Source organism: Enhygromyxa salina, assembly GCF_000737335.2.
Classification (GTDB): Bacteria; Myxococcota_A; Polyangia; order Nannocystales; family Nannocystaceae; genus Plesiocystis; species Plesiocystis salina_C.
The window spans coordinates 1-16,186 of record NZ_JMCC02000150.1 but is presented as its reverse complement, the minus strand read 5'-3'; the positions used below and the strand labels follow the sequence as shown (position 1 = coordinate 16,186).

Genomic DNA, 16,186 nt, shown 5'->3' with positions numbered 1-16,186 from the left:
TCGACGACGCCCGTCGGGCCGCCGACGCCCACGTCGACGCCGCGGTCGAGGCCCTCGGCACCCTGCCGCCCTCCCCCGCTCGCCACGCCCTCGAGCAGCTCGCGCGCTACATCGTGCGGAGGACCGGGTGAGCCAGCTCGAGATCCCAACCCACGACGAGCACGGTCGTCGGGTTCAAGCGATGTTCAGCGACATCGCCCACGGCTACGATCGGGCCAACCGGATCATGAGCGCGGGCACCGACGTCCGCTGGCGCCGCAAGGCCGTGGCCTCGCTGCTCGTGGACCCGGCACCCGAGGGAGCAGGCGCGAAGATCCTGGATCTGTGCGCCGGGACCCTGGACTCGACCCTCGAGATCCACCGCCGCTACCCCCAGGCGCAGCTGGTCGGTGGCGACTTCTCGGCGGGGATGCTCGACGCCGGGATGCGTCGGATCGCGGCGCTGAATGACCCCGCCGCCCTCGCCCAGATCACGCCGCAACGCATGGACGCCCACGCGCTGCCGCTCGACGACGCCAGCGTCAACGCGATCTTCTGTGCGTTCGGGGTCCGCAATTTGTCGGATCTTCACCTCGCCAGCGCCGAGCAGCTGCGCTGCCTGAAGCCCGGCGGCCAGCTGGTGATCCTGGAGTTCTTCCGGCCCAGCGCGTGGACCACCCGGGTGTTTCACGCCGTCTACAACCGCACGGTCCTGCCGGTCGTCGGCTGGGCGTGCACGGGCAACCTCGACGCGTATCTGTACTTGCCGCGCAGCATGGCGCAGATGCGGACCGCGCCCGACTACGTGGCGCTGCTGCAGGAGCTTGGCTTCGAGCAGGTCAGCGTCGAGCCGCTGACCTTTGGTGTGGCGTCGATCGTTCGGGCCCGCAAACCGGGCGGCGGGAGCTCGAATTGACCGCGTCGGTGGGGCCTAAAAAGCTGGTGATCGCGGTCACCGGGGCCAGCGGTGCGATCTATGCCCGCCGCGCGCTCTCGCTGCTCGCGGCCGAGGTCGCCAAAGGCCGCGCGCTCGAGGTCGCGTGGGTCGCATCGACGACGGCCCCGCAAGTGTGGCAGGCCGAGCTTGGCGAGCCGCTGCCTGGTGAGATCGAGCATCTGCGCCGCTTCGATCGCCTGGACTATCGCGCTGCGTTCGCGTCGGGCTCGAACGCACCCGACGCCGTCGTCGTCATGCCCTGCTCGATGTCGACGCTCGCGCGCGTGGCCCACGGTGGCGGCGACGACCTGATCGCCCGCGCCTGCGAGGTCGCGCTCAAGGAGCGGCGTCGCCTGATCTTGGTCGTGCGCGAGACCCCGCTGAGCCTCGTGCACCTGCGCAACATGGTCGCGGCGACCGAGGCCGGCGCGATCATCCTGCCCGCCGTGCCCAGCTTCTACGCAGGTATCCAGACCCTCGAGCAGGCCGTTGACACCGTGGTCGCCCGCGCGCTCGATCGGGCCGGCGTCCCCCTCGAGCTGTTGCCGCGTTGGGGCCAATCCACCGTCTGCACCACGTGATCCGCATGCCCTCCCTCCCCCAACTGCCCAACGAGATGCCCGCGCGCTTCGACGCCGCGACGCTGCTGGCCCTGCGCCACAACCCGCCGCGCATGGGCCTGTGGGCCATGGAGCGCCGCGGCCAGATGTTCGAGGCCCGGACCCTGCTGCGCCCCACCCCCGTGTTTGCCGGTCCGCCCGGCCCCGCGGTGCTGCGCCGGGACGAGTTCGTCGCGCTCGAGTCGTGGCCGCAGCCCGACGCCTGGCAGCCTGGGGATCGCGTGATGGTCCCGGTGGAGTCCACCGACGAAGCCAGCGCGACGCGCTACGTCGCGTGGCTGCTCGCGCTCGCCGAGCGTGAACGAGCCGCGCCGATCACCGCCAGCGCGCACCTGGGTCCGTGCGCCGTGGCGCCGTTCTCCAGCGACGCGGCTGGCACCCATCGGCTGTGGGCGATCGCCGCCGCGCGCCTGGCCCTGCCCGCCTCGATCCGCGTCGAGGCCCGCCACGATCTGATCGGCATTCGCCTCGCCCAGGTCGCGCTCGGGTTCGGGGCCGACACGCTCGCAGGCCCGATCAGCGCGGATCGGCACCTGCCCGTCGCCGGGGTCACCCGCCCCGACGAGACCAGCATCACCGGCCTGCGCAACCTGATCGAGCAAGCCGGGCTCGAGTGCGCGCTGCATGAAGACACCGCGTCGCGGGTGCTCGAGACCGGGCGCCAGACCGTGCGCGTCGAGCTCTCGAGCCTCGATCTGACCCCAGGGGATCGCAACAAATGAAGCTCCCAAAAGACACCACTCGATTCGCCCAGATCGCCGCGAAGGTCCGCGAGGGGCAGCCCCTCGACCTCGACGATGGCGTGTTCTTGTACCGCTATCCCGATCTGCTCGCGCTCGGCGGCCTCGCCAACGAGCGCCGTGAAGCGCTGCACGGCGACAAGACCTTCTTCAACATCAACTTTCACATCAACCCGACCAACGTGTGCGTGGCGGACTGCAAGTTCTGCTCGTTCGCGCGGCTCGAGCCCGACGCCCCCGCGGCCTACACGATGTCGGTCGACGAGGTCCGCCAGAAGCTGGTTGACCGCATGGATCAGCCGGTCACCGAGGTCCACATCGTCAACGGCCTGCACCACAACCTGCCGTTCGACTACTACAAGGATTGTTTGCGGGCGCTCAAGGCGTTGCGCCCCGACATCCACATCAAGGCCTACACCGCCGTCGAGATCCACTACTTCGCAGAGAAGTACGGGCTCAGCTACGAGCAGGTGCTGACCGAGCTCAGGGACGCCGGGCTCGACAGCATGCCCGGCGGCGGCGCCGAGATCTTCGCGCCCCGGGCCCGGCGCAAGCTGTGCCGCGGCAAGGCCGACGCCGAGCAGTGGCTGGACGTCCACCGCGCCGCGCACCGGCTGGGGATCCGCACCAATTGCACGATGCTCTACGGGACCGTCGAGACCCTCGAGGAGCGCGTGGATCACATGCTGCGCCTGCGCGAGCTACAGGCCGAGACCGGCGGGTTTCAGACCTTCATTCCGCTGGCGTTTCACGCGGACAACAACGATCTGGCCAAGCTTCCGCCGCCGACTGGGATCGACAACCTGCGCACCTACGCGGTCGCGCGCCTGATGCTGCACAACATCCCGCACATCAAGGCTTACTGGATCATGATCGGCATCAAGACCGCTCAGATCTCGCTGAGCTTCGGCGTCGACGATCTCGACGGCACGGTCCAGGAAGAGAAAATTTATCACATGGCCGGCGCCGAGACCCCGCAGGCGCTGTCGCGCACGGATCTGGTCCGGCTGATCCGCGAGGCTGGGCGCGTGGCCGTCGAGCGCGACACCCTCTATCACGAGCGATGGGTCGACGACGGCGGGGCGCTCGAGGGCATCCGCGTCGACGCCAGCCTCCCCTATTCCAGCGAGCCCCCCCGGGTCTCGCTGCCGGTGCTGTAGGCAGACATGGGAGCGCGCATGAGCACGACCAAGACCAAGACCATCCGGGTGCAGGCGGTGTCGTTCCTCAACGCCCGGCCGCTGTACCACTCGCTCATTGATCCGCAGCACGCTCCGCGGCACGCCGACGGCACTTTGATGTTCGAAGTGGTCGAGGCGCTGCCGGCCGACTGCGCCGCCGCGCTGACCGCTGGCGACTGCGACCTCGCCCTGGTGCCGGTCGCCAGCTACGTGGATCACCCCGAGTGGGAGGTCGTGCCGGGCATCGGAATTGGCTGTCGTGGCGCGGTCGAGACCGTGATCGTGTGCGCCGAGCGGCCGATCGAGGACGTCGAGATCATCTATCTCGATGGGGCGTCGCGCAGCTCGGCGCTGCTGCTGCGCTTGTTGTTGCACGAGCGCGGCCTCGCGCCAGCGCTCGAGCGCGTCGAGCACGGCCGCGGTGAGGCGCTGGTCCGCGCGTCGGGTGGCAGCGCGGCCGCGTTGATCATCGGCGACGCGGCCTTTGGCCTGCGCGATCGCTTCGAGCACACCTGGGATCTGGGCGCGAAGTGGTTCGAGGCCACGGGCTTGCCGATGGTGTTCGCGTTTTGGGCCGCCCGCCCTGGCGTGCTTGGCCCCGAGCACGTCCAGGCGCTGCAGCGGGCCCGCGACCGCAGCCTGGGCAAGTACGCCGAAGCGATCGCCAAGCAATACCGCGACGAGCTGCTCGCGCGCCGCGATCCAACCAGCACCGAGCCAGTCCTGCCCGAGACCCGCTACGCCGACTATCTGCGCAAGACGATCCGCTACGGGCTCGAGACCCAGCAGCGCGAGGGCCTGGTCGAGTACCTGTCGCGCTGCCGGCTGGCCGGTCTGATCGAGATCCCCGGGCTGCACCCCGAAGACCAGGTCCACGTCAGCTTTGTCGGCGCGGGCGCGCCCCAGCAGCTGGTCGCCGCAAGGGCCCGTCGCAGCGCGCCGCTCGACCTGAACGCGATCTTGGCCCGCGCCGCCGCTGGCGAGCGCATTGATCTGGCCGAGGGCCTGTTCCTGTACGAGTACGCCCCGCTTATGCGCTTGGGCGAAGCCGCCGATCAGCGGCGCACGGCCCTGCACGACGACGGCAACGTCACCTACATCATCGATCGCAACGTCAACTACACGAACTTCTGCGTGACCCGCTGCAAGTTCTGCAATTTCTACGTGCCGCCGACCGACAAGACCGGCCGCGGCTACGTGCTCAGCCGCGAGCAGCTGGCCCAGAAATTCCGCGAGACCGAGCAACTAGGTGGCATCCAGATCCTGCTGCAGGGCGGGCTCAACCCCGAGCTTGGCCTGAGCTACTACGAGGATCTGTTCCGTTGGACCAAGGCCAACTTCAGCCTCAAGCTCCACGCGCTCTCGCCGACCGAGATCATCCACATCGCGCAGATCGAAGAGCTCCCGATCATCGAGGTGTTGCGGCGCTTGCAGACCGCCGGCATGGACTCGCTGCCGGGTGGCGGCGCCGAGATCCTCGACGACGAGATTCGCAACCGGATCAGCCCGTTCAAGAACTCGACAGAAGAGTGGCTCGAGGTCATGCGCGCCGCCCATGCGCTGGGCATGCGCAGCTCGGCGACCATGGTGTTCGGGTTTCAAGAGACGCCCGAGCACATCCTCATGCACATGGATCGCTTGCGCAGCCTGCAAGACGAGACCGGTGGGTTCACGGCCTTCATCGCCTGGCCGTTTCAGGCCGCGGGCACGCGCCTGAAGCTGCGCGACGACACCTCGGCGTTTCGCTACTTGCGGGTCCAAGCCCTCGCGCGGCTGTACCTCGACAACATCGCCAACATTCAGGTCTCGTGGCCAACCTTGGGCCCCGAGATCGGTGAGATCGCGCTGCGCTTCGGCGCCAATGACTTTGGCTCGGTCATGATCGAAGAGAACGTGGTCTCGACCGCGGGCGCCCACTTCATGATGACCGCCCAGGAGATCGAGAAGCACATTCGCTTGGCCGGCTTCGTGCCGCGCCGCCGCACGATGGAGTACGGGCTGCTAGAGCCGGTGCGCTAGCCCTTCGGCAGCTCGACGTTCATGCGGCCCAGCTCGGCTTGGATCGTGCTTCGTAGCTCCTTTTGGCTGATGCCCAGCCGCTTGGCGACGGTCCTGAGCGAGTAGCGGGTGTCGCCGACACGAAGCGTGCTCTTGGGTCCAAGCGCGAGCTTGCCCTCGCCGTTGGCGACGCCACCTTCGATCCCAACATAGACGTCGCGGCCGGTCAGAGCTGGGAACGCCTCGATCGTGTCTTCGAAGCGCGCCCGCTCCTGGGCGCTCAGCGAGTCGAGATCCACCTTCGAGAGGTTGATGACGGCCCCCGCCTCGAGGTTGCCGGCCGAGTAGGTGGCGCGGGACTGCTTGATCGCCTGCTTGATCGGCGCGGCCTTCTTGCTGGCGCGCAGATGCGGGTTGCGCAGCTGTAGGACCTCCGCGCCGGCGGGGGCGTTGGCTGGGCGCTCGGCTACGGGGATCTGGACCCAGTCGTCGTCGACGCGAGGGCTGCCATCTTCGGCGATCATGTCCGCGCTCGCGTACCAGTCGGGCAGCGCCGTGATGCGGTGCCACATCCACCCGAGCACGGCCGCGACCACGACGACGAGCACGAGCGCGATCACGCCGATCTTCTTGGCCATGGCCAGAGTGTATATCGTGCCGCTTCGCGTCTTGTCGCTTCGCTCCTCGGGGCGGGCTGTTCGCATCTGCGTGTGTGGCCCTCTGGAAGGTGTGCTCGACGCGGGCGAAGGGGCGTGTTGCAATCGTCCGAGGCCGCCGATGGCGCTGATCAAGACTCGTCCCAACGTCCGTCTGCTGCTGCCACGGCGGCTGGTCGCTGGCCAGGTCGGCGAGTTCATCGTCGAGCTGCACTGCCCCGAGCCGGTCCCCGTCGACGCCGTGGCGCTCACGCTGTTCGGGGACGTCGCGTGGTACGCGAACGGGCAGTACGGTCGGCATCGCCACAGCTCGCGCTTCTTGAACCATCAGATCCCCCTGCTCTGCGATCAGACCGTGCTCGAGGCAGGGCAGCATCGTTTGCAGACAGCGGTCTCACTCAGCGCCGAGCTTCCTGGCTCGCGCGAGGGCGATCGCCTCAACGTCGAGTACAGCGTCCACGTCCACGTCGATATCCCATGGTGGCCTGACAAGCGCGTGGACTTCGTGGTCCGCCTGGCTGCTGCTGCCGCTGCTGCGCGCTCGATCGCGGACCAGGGGGCGATGGTGTTCGTGAGCCACGCGGGCGGCCCGCCACCCAAGGGCCCGTACCTCGAGGTCTCGCTGGGTCAGCGCTGCGTCGTTGCGGGTGGCATGCTGCGGCTCAGCGCCGCGCTGGGCAACGTAGATCGCAACCGCTACCGCAAGCTCCACGTCGATGTGATCGCGCAAGAGCGGTTCCCCGAGGGGTTGGGCCACGCCACCAACGATCAGATCGTCAACCGCTGGGCGATCGCCCTGGACGCGCACCCCGGCGAGCTGCAGCCGATCCTGTTCAATCTGCAGCTCCCCAGCTCGTTGGTGCCCGGCTTCGAGCTGCATGGTTGCAAGCTGCGCTGGTTGCTCGATGTCCACGCCGACGTCGCGTGGGGCAGCAACCCCCAGCTTCGGGTACCGATCCACGTCGAGGTCGAGGCCGCGGACGAGGCTCGATCCGGCCAACCCGAGATCGCCGCCCCGCTCGCGGTCGGCTCGGCGCGGCTGCGGTTGATCTGGTCCAACGTCGCGCAGGCGACCGGGCTGGAGCTCATTGACGATCGCCTGCGCGGTGTCGTTGACGGCGTGGCGATCGAGCTGCGCCGTGGCTACGACCACGATGGCCGCCCGCGGATCCTTGGCTTGCTGGAGTTCCCCGATCTCGGGGTGGGCCTGCACACCCGCCGCGAACGCCGGACGCTGCTTGGGTCGATCGAGACTACGCTCGCAACCCGGGACGCGGCGCAGACGAAGGTCATCCACGCACAGCTGGGCGCGCGGACCCTTCGCGCAGACTACGAGCTGATCGCGGCCGACGACCTGCAATTGCGCTTTGCCCTCGACGGCGCCGGCCTCGAGATCGCGCCGCTGCGGGACTTTGCCGCGTGGCTGGTCGAGCTGGCCCCAACCGTGGCCGGGCTCCCAGACGAGATGCCGGTACCCGCCGTCATGGTCGAGCACGCCGCGAGCTGGGAGCGATCCGCCAAGCGGTCTGGCGCCCGCCTGCGACGCAGCGATCTGCGCCTCGAGTTGATCCGCGATGAACTACGCGTGGTGATCGGATCGGACTTCAACGATGAAGGCGAGCTGCGGGCGACCCGGCTCGAGCTCGACGCGCCAGCCACGGTTCCAAGCCGCCATCACTTGATCTGGACCGGGGACACCGCGCTGCCCGAGCACGAGCTGCCGATCGCCGAGCTGGTCCGCCCCCCGCAATGGGGGATCGCGCCGGCTCGTGTCGCGCTGCACATCGAAGCCCAGCGCGTCCGCGTGCTGCTGCCCACGCCGCTCTCCGATCCCGACCTCGAGCGCGATCGCGTCGAGGCCCTGTTTGCGCTTGGGCGCCACCTCCGAGGCGACCAGGGCCCCTATCGCTGAGCCAGCCCGGGCGCGCCAAGAACTCTAGCCACCCCGCCGGCCAGCCAATGCGCCAGCGAATTCAAGTACTTGGAGCCTAGATTTTTTTGCCGAGCTTCGGAACCTCGATGGGGGGTCGATGTCTCTGGCCCCGAACAACGCGATGGCCCCCGAGGCTTCGACCCCGCCCCGCACTGCTTGCGATGCAGCGTCGACGCCCCCAGCTCCCAGGGCCCGCACAGGATTCTGTTTAGTTTCCGCTCGGCCATTCGCCGAGCTCGAGGGTGAAGAACATCATGGCCAGCAAGACGATCAGCTTTCGCATCTTCCTCAACGACCAACTCGTCGACACTCGCAGCTTCTCGCAAGAGGTGATCAAGCTCGGGCGTCTGTCGAGCAGCCACCTGCGGCTCGAGGGTGAAGCCGTCGGTCGGATGCACGCTGTCATCGAGGTCGGCGCGACCGGAGACGTCCGCCTCATCGACCTCGGTAGCAACTCCGGCACCTTGCTCAATGGTGACATGATTGATCGCAGCCACGAGCTGGCGAGCGGCGACAAGCTCGAGCTTGGGCCCTACCGCCTCGAGCTGACGATCCATGACTGCGTCGCGGCGCCCGTGCAGGCCGAGCCGCACGCGCGCATCGCCCCCGTCGCGCCTGTCGCTCCTGTTGCGAGCATGCCCGTCGCCGCCGCCCGGGCACCGCAGCCCAACGTCAGCATCGACCTGTCGAAGGTCGAGGACAGCAGCGAGGAGGTCGCCGAGGTCATCACCACCTACGGTCGCTCGATCCTCGATGTCGCTCACGTCGGTCAGACCCGCAGCCGCCGACGCACCGTGCTGCCGCTGATGGCCTTTGGTGGTGTGTTGATGGCCGGCGGGCTCGGGCTGTTTGGCTACGAAGTCTCGCAGCCGTGGGAGCAGCACAACGCCGCGGTCGCCGAGGCTCAAAAGCGCCACGCCGAGGCGCCCCCTGCCCCGGGGCTCGGCACTGGCTCGCTTGGCATGATGCTCGCGCTGTTGGGGGTCGTCCCGTTCTTGGGTGGCGCCCTGCGTCGCCGCGATGTTGGGCTCGACATCTTCACGATCGGCGAGGGCAGCGAGGCCAACTTCAAGGTCACTGGCGACGGCCTGCAAGACCCCGCTGCGTCGCCCCTGATCTCGCGCATGAATGGCGGCTACGCGCTCTCGTTCACGCCCGCCATGTCCGGCAGCGTCGAGCTTGGCGAGCACCAGCTCTCGCTCGCGGATCTCGTTGCGACCGGTCGCGCGCAGGCCAGCGACGGCGCGTACCACTACGCGCTGCCGAGCGGCGCCAAGGCCAAGGTCGATCACGGCGACATCCGCTTCAACGTCAACCTGGTCAAGCGTGGCGCGATCGTGGCGGGCCGTGGTGAGGTCGACTGGCCGTTCTGGGGCTACTTCGGCGGGACCGCCACGCTGGCGACGGCCTTCTACCTGCTGATGCGCTCGATGCCCGATGACGCGCTGGCGATGCAGCTGGCCGACGACGAGGCTTCGGCTCGGTTTGCCTCGTACTTTCATCAGGCTGACGAGGAGTTGAAGGCGGAGCCGATCGAGATCGATGAGCCAATGTCCGACGAGAAGGCCCAAAGTGGCGAGACGGGCAAGCGCGCCGCCGGGCCCGAGGGCAAGATGGGCAACCCGAAAGACAAGTCCAGCCAGGGCGCCTACGCGATGAAGGGGCCGAAGAACGCGGTGCCGCAGATCACCCGGAGCTTTGATCCAGACGTCTCCGCGCGCTCGGCAGGCATCTTGGGGATCCTCGCCACGACCGACAAGCACTTCTTGGCCAACGCCGACGGCGGCGCGTTCGCGGTCGGCAATGACGACGCCGACATCTGGGGCAACCTCGTCGGCGTCGAGCAAGCTGGGTCCTACGGCAACGCCGGGCTTGGGTTGGTCGGTGTTGGCAGGAGCGGCGGCGGCACGGCGGCCGGGTTGGTCGGCATGGGCAACACCGGTCTGCTCGGCCACGGCAACGGCAACGGCGGCCTGTACCACGGCAATCAAGGTGGCAACGGCGGGGTCGTTGGGTTCGGCGAACACACAAAGAAGATCCCCGTTCCTCGCGTTGGCAAGGCCGACGTCCAGGGCGCTGGCATCGACAAGGACATGATCCGCCGGATCGTCCGGGCCCACCTCAACGAGGTCCGCAGCTGCTACAACTCTGGGCTGACCAAGAACCCCAACCTGCAAGGTCGCGTGACGGTCCAGTTCTCGATCGTTGGCACGGGCAAGGTCGGTAGCTCGGTCGTGCAAGAGGACACTGCCAAGGACGGATCGGTCGCCAACTGCATCGCCAAGGCGGTCAAGCGCTGGCAGTTCCCCCGCGTCGTCGGTGGCGGCACGGCGATGGTCACCTACCCGTTCTTGCTGCAATCGCGCTGATCCGCTGGGTCCGCGCAACCCCGAAGACGAAGGCGAGTTCGCTCGCCTTCGTCTCTTGTTTGGTTGTCCGCGCGCAGTGGCGAGCCGATACTCGATCGATGGAGCCGAGCGCCCGCAACATCGAGCTCGAGGCCGCCGCGCTCGCCAACCTCGACGATCTCGACAGCTGGCGGGTGTACGCCGACTGGTTGCTCAGCGTTGGCGACCCGCGCGGTGAGCTCGTCAGCCTGCACCTGCACCAGGCCAACGCGTACCGCAGTGAGCGAGTCGCCATGGCCGATCAGCTGCGCGCGCGCGAGCAGGCCTACGTCGATGCCTGGCACGCGTGGGCCCACGATCTCGACTTGCTCGAGGTGGAGCCCCGGTTTCGGCGGGGGTTCGTCGAATCCATCAAGGGTCCGCTCTCGCAGCTCGAGGGCAAGCTCGACCAGCTGTTCGAGCGCGACCCGATCCAACGCCTGAACCTGCGCGAGGTCGAGGACGACGCCCTGGTCCGGCTCTGCGAGCGACGCCCGCCGTGGTTCGAGCGACTGCGCTACCTGTGTGTGTCGGGCCGCGTGGGCCCAGCTGGGGCCGCCGCGCTCGCCAAGAACCCGCTGCCCAAGCTCGAGCGCCTCAACCTGCTTGGCAATCAGATCGAGGCCGTCGCCTGCCAACACCTCGCCGGCCTCGACACGCGCGTGCTGGGTGCCCTGACCCTGACGGCCAACCTCATCAACGACGACGCGCTTGCGAGCTTGCTCGGCTCGAAGCAGCGCGGACAATGGCGCCAGCTGTACCTGACGGGCAACCCGATCACCGCGCAGGGCCTGGCGCGGCTCGCAGATACCGATGGCTTCGAGCGCCTCGAAGCGCTGTATCTGCGCAACGTCAACGCCAAGCTCGCGGACTTCGAGCCGCTGCTCGACTCGGCCAAGCTCGCCAAGCTCACCACCCTCGAAGTCTCTAGCGCTGGCAGCTGGTCCGCCCGGGCGCTGTCCGAGCGCATGCGGGCGCGCTGGGGTGCGGGCTATCGCTTGCGCTGATCGAGCGCCGTGGCGTGTGACGGCCGGTCCGGTGGTGTGCATTACATAGTTCACTCGAGTCGTTCTGCGCGTGATCGACCCACATCGATCGTGGCACCCCCCGGCCGATGCGTCTGCGCAAGCTCGGTGTTCTCTGTGGTCTGTCCATCCTGAGTCTCGGCCTGTTGCTCGCCAACCCGCGGCCAGCGAGCGCAGCCGAGGTCATGTGCGCGAACGACTTCGGCGAGTGCACGGTCTCGAATGACATGGGGGACTCCATTGACTGCACTTGCGACGAGGGCGGGTTCGGCAGCTCGGGCGCGGACGAGTACGCAGGGCTGACCGAGGCCGAGCTGATGGAGGTCTGCCTCGGGTTCTTGGACGTGTGCGACGAGGACGAGACCGACACCGGCACGAGCACCAGCGACACGGGGGATGGCGACACCGGCTTCGAGGACACGGGGGATGGCGACACCGGCTTCGAGGACACGGGGGATGGCGATGGTGATGGTGACACCTTCAGCACCTCGACCGACGGCGACGGCGACGGCGATGGCGATGGCGACGGTGATGGCGACGGCGACGGCGATGGCGACGGTGACGCAACCGGCGACGGCGACGGCGACGGCGACGGCGATGGCGATGGCGACGGTGACTCCGCGGGCGACGGCGACGGCGACGGCGACGCAACCGGCGATGGCGATGGCGATGGCGATGGTGACTCTGCAGGTGACGGCGACGGTGACTCCGCTGGCGACACCGACACCAGCGCCGCGGGTGAGTCCGACGGCGACGGCGACACGGGGACAGGAACCAGCACGGGCGCGGCGGACGGTGGCGGCGAAGGGTGCGGCTGCGAGGTCTCGAACCATGCCTCGGGCTTCGGACTCCTGGCGCTCTCGCTGCTCGGGCTCGCGTCCATTCGACGGCGCGAGCAACTCGACGCGTGATCCAAGCCGGCTCGCCGCCGCGCCCTACAGCGCCTGATCTGCGAGCAGCGCGTCGACCTCGGCGACCCAGCGCGCGCCCAGATCCGGCTGAACCATGTCCACGTAGGCCGCAAACCCGCGCAGGTAGTCGGGGAAGTCGTCGCGTCCGTTTGCCTCGGCGGCGACGCCACGCTGCCGGCAGTTGTGCAGGATCGCCCGGAACCGCCGCCGCGCGTCGCGGGGCACGGTGAGGTGATCGTTGACGACCAACCCCGTGACCTGCTGCCGCCGATGCGGACGCAGGATCTGGCGCTTACCTGGGTGCTCGGCGAAGCCTTCTTGCTGAAGGATCTGATCGATCCACCAATACGCCCGACCGACGTCGAGCGCCTCCACGCGGGCGCTATCGTGAAACGAAAAGCTGAGGTCGTCGGCGTAGCGGGTGTAGCGAGCGCCAAGCTTGGTCGCCAACCCGAGCAGGCGGGCGTCGAGGCGACGACACACCAAGTTCGAGATCGCCGGAGACGTTGGGGCGCCCTGTGGCATGAGGCCGGGCCAGACCACGCGACGCTGCGGCGCCGTGGCGTCGGGGTTGATCACGGCTCGCTGCGTGCACAGACCCGCGAGCGCGCCCGAGACCGCTTCGCCGTAGCCAAGGGTGAAGAACAGGCCACGCACGCGCCAGTAGTGGATCGTGGGAAAGAACTCGCGGATGTCGGTCTTGAGCAGCAACAGGGCGCCGACGTGGGGCGCGGCGTTGGTGACGGTCGACCGCCCGGGCACGAACCCGTGGGCCGCGTCGTGGGTGGGGACCTTGCTCAGGATCTGCGCCAGGATCTGGCGTTGGACCGCCCGCAGGGGCGCGCGCGGGGCCGAGATCGTGCGACGGCCACCGCGGGCCTTGGGGATCTCGAAGTTGACGTAGGGCGCCCCCTCGTGGGTACCTGGCCGCATCAAGCGGCGCAGACCGGCAGCGTCGAGACCCAGCCAACCCGTGAGCGCGGCGAGGTCTGGGAGCGTGGGCAGACCCGCGCGGGTGCCCGCTGGCTCGAGCCGCGGACGACCACGGCTGGCCCCGGTGCCAAATTGCCAGCCGGTTGGGTTCCAGCCCCCGCGAGCGCGCGGGTATCGAGGCAGGGCGAGGCTGGTGTCTCGCAGCGCGACGTCGTCGAGGCCGAGCTCGCCAACGGCTCGGCGGGCGGCACGACGCACGCTGAGCGTCGCGTCCTTGACCAGATGCCGCAGCAGCTTGGCGGCAGCTGGCCGCGAGAAGATCTGCCGGACGGCGACGATCGCCTCTGTCCGAACCCGGGGATCGGGGCTGGCCAGCCAACTGCGGACGACGCCCTCGACCTTGCTTGCGACGTAGTGCCGCGCGACCTCGTACTCGGCGAAGTCGTCGTGGGCGCGCAACCGGGCGACGATCTGCCGCAGGTTGGCGTCTGGATCATCGAGGAGCGGGCGTAGCTCGAAGATGAGGTTGGCGAGCAGCATCGCGTCACAGCAGGGACAAACCGAAGACCTGGACCGCGGGACCTACTTGCTCGGCACGACGTGGCGCGGGGAAGAAGAAGCCGCAGAGCGTTCCCCGCGACACGGGTCTTTCAGTGGAAGTCGGGCACAGCCGCGACGTTGCATCGCGGACGGATGGCTAGCTCGGCGCGGTCCAGGTGTGCGCAGTATCTCACGAGTCGCGAGCCCGCAAAAGCAAGTTCGAGATCCAGGCTAGCTTGTTCGCATGTCCGACGCGCCGACCCCATCGTTCGAGCGGCTACCTGGCGAGCAACTCCCGACCCTCGAGTGTACCCGCGTACGATTGCGGCGGCTCAACCACGATGACGCGGCCGACGTCTTTCGTGTGTTCAGCGATCCCGAGGTGATGCGCTACTGGAGCTCGCTGCCGATCCAGACGCCCGAGCAAGCCAGCGCGTTGATCGAGCAGACCCACGCGTGCTTCGCCGAGCACACGCTGTACCAGTGGGGCATTGAACGGCGCAGCGACAGCCGCGTCATCGGGACCGTCACGCTCGCCTCGCTCGACGCCGCGAACCGGCGCGCCGAGATTGGGTTTGCCCTCGCCCGCGACACCTGGGGGGCCGGCTACATGATCGAGGCGGCGCGGGCGGTGATCAGCCTGGCGTTCGAGACAATGGGCCTCGAGCGGATTGAAGCCGATGTCGATCCGCGCAACGCCGCTTCTTTGGTGTTGCTGGCGAAGCTAGACTTTGTCCGCGAGGGACTGCTGCGCGAGCGGTGGCGCGTGGGCACGGAGGTCGCCGACTCGGTGATGCTGGGCCTGCTGCGACGCGAGTGGGCTGGCCGCCCCGCGTGAACCCGTCTACGGATACTGAGACACGCTCTCGGTGTCCGCCTCGCCCGGCTCCGAGGCGCGCTCGAACAGCTCGAGGATCGCCTCGCGCAGCGGGGCTGTGCCGCCGCGGCGCAGCAGCCGATCGAAGCGCTTGTTGTCGGCGTAGATCTCTTTGCCGTGGGCCCGCAGCACCTCTTGCCGGGATCCGTCGACCGTCGACACGTCGAGCACGTCTAGATTCTCGACCAGCTCGCGGTGGCGGCTTGGCGCGCTGATGCAGGCCGCCACCGCCGGCTGCGAGAGCGAGTAGCGATAGCAGTCGGGGGCCGGGGCGCCGCGCTCGAACACCGCGGAAGGTCGCAACATTCGCCCGTAGCACAGCGCGGAGAAGCCCAACACACCGACCCCCGCAGCCGCGGCGGCTGGCAGCAGCTCGTGCTCGGCGCCATGGTGCGCGGCGCTGTGGCGGGTCATGATCACGGGCCAGTCACCCGTCTCGATCGCGGCGCAGGCGATCGCCCGATCGTGGGTCGAGAACCCGTAGCTGCGGATCCAACCGCGGGCCTGAAACTCGCGCAGGGTCTCGAGCGAAGCGGGGTCGAGTCGGGCCGGCGAGCGGACCCAGAACAGCAAGAAGAGATCAATGTGATCGCGCTGCAGTCGACGCCGCGCGACCTCGAGATCGTGGCCGAGCCCGCGGGGATCCGCGTGAAAGCTGCCGGCGATCACCTGCAGGTCCTGGCGACTCGGCTGGCGCAAGAACCGGGTCGCGTTGGCGTGGCGGGGCTCCCAGAACAAGGTGTCGACGCCGCGCTCGGCCGCGAGCGCGAGCGAAGACGGCGTGGGTGAGAACGCGCCGGAGATCACCAGCGGCGCGACTTTGATGCCCGTGCGGCCGAGCGCCCGCTTGCTCACCTCGGCCGGTGGCGGGGGCTGCCAGGGCGAGGGGGTGGCCGACGACCCGGAGTCGCACGCGTGGGCCGTCAGGGTCTCGCGCGGGGGGTCTGCACCAAACACGACGGCGAGCTCGCGCAGGTGGGCGCGCACGCGTGGCTCCCTGGAGTCGAGCAGCCCCCGCTGCAAGCGGGCGAGGGCTCGAGCGGGATCGAGCTCGACGATTGCGCGCGACCAGGCAGCGATGCACAACGGCGCCTGCTCGGGGTTGGCGGTTGCTTCAGCGATCGCAAGCTCGAGCCGCGTCGCGAGCTGCGGCCACGCGTCCAGCTTCGCGCTCGCGCTCAGTCGGACCATCGCCGCGTGGTCGCGGGTCGCGAGCAGACAGGTCCGCAACAGCACGGGATCCGCCGCCTGCACATCATCCAAGCTGATCAGCTCGAGCGCGCGTGCCCGCACCCACGGATCGGCGTCCGCGCTCGCGCGCACGACCAGCGGCGCGAGCACCTGCAGGTCGAGCTGCCCGCGCTCGCGCACCAGCAACCGGGCGGCGAGCCGGCGGACGCTCGGGTCTGCTAGCGGGTTGTTGGGTATCTACTCACAGAACTTTGACGGGCGCTCGTACCAAACATGCG

13 protein-coding genes are annotated in these 16,186 nt (G+C 68.7%); 10 read left to right on the top strand and 3 right to left on the bottom strand.

Features of this window, described 5'->3' with window-relative positions; translation table 11 throughout:
* Positions 1–127 precede the first annotated feature (127 nt).
* Genes DB30_RS37570 through mqnC form a run of 5 tightly spaced genes read left to right on the top strand, consistent with a single transcriptional unit; the run spans position 128 to position 5,476 of the window.
* A complete protein-coding gene (locus DB30_RS37570; protein WP_052558405.1) occupies positions 128–895 on the top strand; it encodes a ubiquinone/menaquinone biosynthesis methyltransferase in 768 nt (255 codons plus the stop codon).
* Between the two features lie 8 nt (positions 896–903).
* Entirely contained in the window at positions 904–1,497 is a 594-nt protein-coding gene (locus tag DB30_RS37565) for a UbiX family flavin prenyltransferase (protein WP_052558415.1), read from the top strand.
* 5 nt (positions 1,498–1,502) lie between these two features.
* Positions 1,503–2,258: a hypothetical protein gene (locus DB30_RS37560; protein WP_146662437.1), complete on the top strand. Its 756-nt coding sequence runs from the start codon at positions 1,503–1,505 to the stop codon at positions 2,256–2,258.
* Positions 2,255–3,436 carry an aminofutalosine synthase MqnE gene (gene mqnE / locus DB30_RS37555; protein WP_052558399.1) on the top strand — a complete coding sequence of 394 codons (1,182 nt, stop codon included), beginning with the start codon at positions 2,255–2,257 and terminating at the stop codon, positions 3,434–3,436. Before DB30_RS37560 ends, mqnE begins: the two co-directional genes overlap by 4 nt.
* Positions 3,437–3,454: 18 nt before the next feature.
* Positions 3,455–5,476: a cyclic dehypoxanthinyl futalosine synthase gene (gene mqnC / locus DB30_RS37550; protein ID WP_146662435.1), complete on the top strand. Its 2,022-nt coding sequence runs from the start codon at positions 3,455–3,457 to the stop codon at positions 5,474–5,476.
* On the opposite strand, the gene DB30_RS37545 is transcribed toward mqnC, so the two are convergent.
* Positions 5,473–6,093 carry a hypothetical protein gene (locus tag DB30_RS37545; protein ID WP_052558396.1) on the bottom strand — a complete coding sequence of 207 codons (621 nt, stop codon included), beginning with the start codon at positions 6,091–6,093 and terminating at the stop codon, positions 5,473–5,475. The genes mqnC and DB30_RS37545 overlap by 4 nt on opposite strands.
* Positions 6,094–6,232: 139 nt before the next feature.
* Here DB30_RS37545 and DB30_RS37540 point away from each other — a divergent pair, with 139 nt between their 5' ends.
* From DB30_RS37540 to DB30_RS41990, 4 genes are all read left to right on the top strand, one after another.
* Entirely contained in the window at positions 6,233–8,023 is a 1,791-nt protein-coding gene (locus tag DB30_RS37540; RefSeq protein WP_052558392.1) for a vacuolar protein sorting-associated family 26 protein, read from the top strand.
* A 275-nt stretch (positions 8,024–8,298) separates the two neighbouring features.
* A complete protein-coding gene (locus DB30_RS37535) occupies positions 8,299–10,413 on the top strand; it encodes an AgmX/PglI C-terminal domain-containing protein (protein ID WP_146662430.1) in 2,115 nt (704 codons plus the stop codon).
* 98 nt (positions 10,414–10,511) lie between these two features.
* Positions 10,512–11,438 carry a leucine-rich repeat domain-containing protein gene (locus DB30_RS37530; RefSeq protein WP_052558383.1) on the top strand — a complete coding sequence of 309 codons (927 nt, stop codon included), beginning with the start codon at positions 10,512–10,514 and terminating at the stop codon, positions 11,436–11,438.
* Positions 11,439–11,545: 107 nt separating this feature from the next.
* Entirely contained in the window at positions 11,546–12,367 is an 822-nt protein-coding gene (locus tag DB30_RS41990) for a hypothetical protein (RefSeq protein WP_052558379.1), read from the top strand.
* Positions 12,368–12,391: 24 nt separating this feature from the next.
* Here DB30_RS41990 and DB30_RS37520 read toward each other — a convergent pair whose 3' ends face one another.
* Entirely contained in the window at positions 12,392–13,840 is a 1,449-nt protein-coding gene (locus DB30_RS37520) for a reverse transcriptase domain-containing protein (RefSeq protein WP_052558374.1), read from the bottom strand.
* 244 nt (positions 13,841–14,084) lie between these two features.
* Here DB30_RS37520 and DB30_RS37515 point away from each other — a divergent pair, with 244 nt between their 5' ends.
* Positions 14,085–14,678 carry a GNAT family N-acetyltransferase gene (locus DB30_RS37515; protein ID WP_146662428.1) on the top strand — a complete coding sequence of 198 codons (594 nt, stop codon included), beginning with the start codon at positions 14,085–14,087 and terminating at the stop codon, positions 14,676–14,678.
* Positions 14,679–14,684: 6 nt separating this feature from the next.
* Here the strand turns inward: DB30_RS37515 and DB30_RS37510 are convergent, their stop codons facing one another.
* Positions 14,685–16,088, bottom strand: a complete 1,404-nt coding sequence (locus DB30_RS37510; protein WP_146662426.1) for an aldo/keto reductase — start codon at positions 16,086–16,088, stop codon at positions 14,685–14,687.
* Positions 16,089–16,186: the final 98 nt, after the last annotated feature.

Coding starts and splice junctions, on each gene's coding strand:
- DB30_RS37560 (WP_146662437.1), top strand. CDS start 1,503: ATGCCCTCCCTCCCCCAACTGCCCAACGAGATGCCCGCGCGCTTCGAC.
- DB30_RS37545 (WP_052558396.1), bottom strand. CDS start 6,093: ATGGCCAAGAAGATCGGCGTGATCGCGCTCGTGCTCGTCGTCGTGGTC.
- DB30_RS37535 (WP_146662430.1), top strand. CDS start 8,299: ATGGCCAGCAAGACGATCAGCTTTCGCATCTTCCTCAACGACCAACTC.
- DB30_RS37520 (WP_052558374.1), bottom strand. CDS start 13,840: ATGCTGCTCGCCAACCTCATCTTCGAGCTACGCCCGCTCCTCGATGAT.
- DB30_RS41990 (WP_052558379.1), top strand. CDS start 11,546: ATGCGTCTGCGCAAGCTCGGTGTTCTCTGTGGTCTGTCCATCCTGAGT.
- DB30_RS37515 (WP_146662428.1), top strand. CDS start 14,085: ATGTCCGACGCGCCGACCCCATCGTTCGAGCGGCTACCTGGCGAGCAA.
- DB30_RS37540 (WP_052558392.1), top strand. CDS start 6,233: ATGGCGCTGATCAAGACTCGTCCCAACGTCCGTCTGCTGCTGCCACGG.
- DB30_RS37530 (WP_052558383.1), top strand. CDS start 10,512: ATGGAGCCGAGCGCCCGCAACATCGAGCTCGAGGCCGCCGCGCTCGCC.
- mqnC (WP_146662435.1), top strand. CDS start 3,455: ATGAGCACGACCAAGACCAAGACCATCCGGGTGCAGGCGGTGTCGTTC.
- mqnE (WP_052558399.1), top strand. CDS start 2,255: ATGAAGCTCCCAAAAGACACCACTCGATTCGCCCAGATCGCCGCGAAG.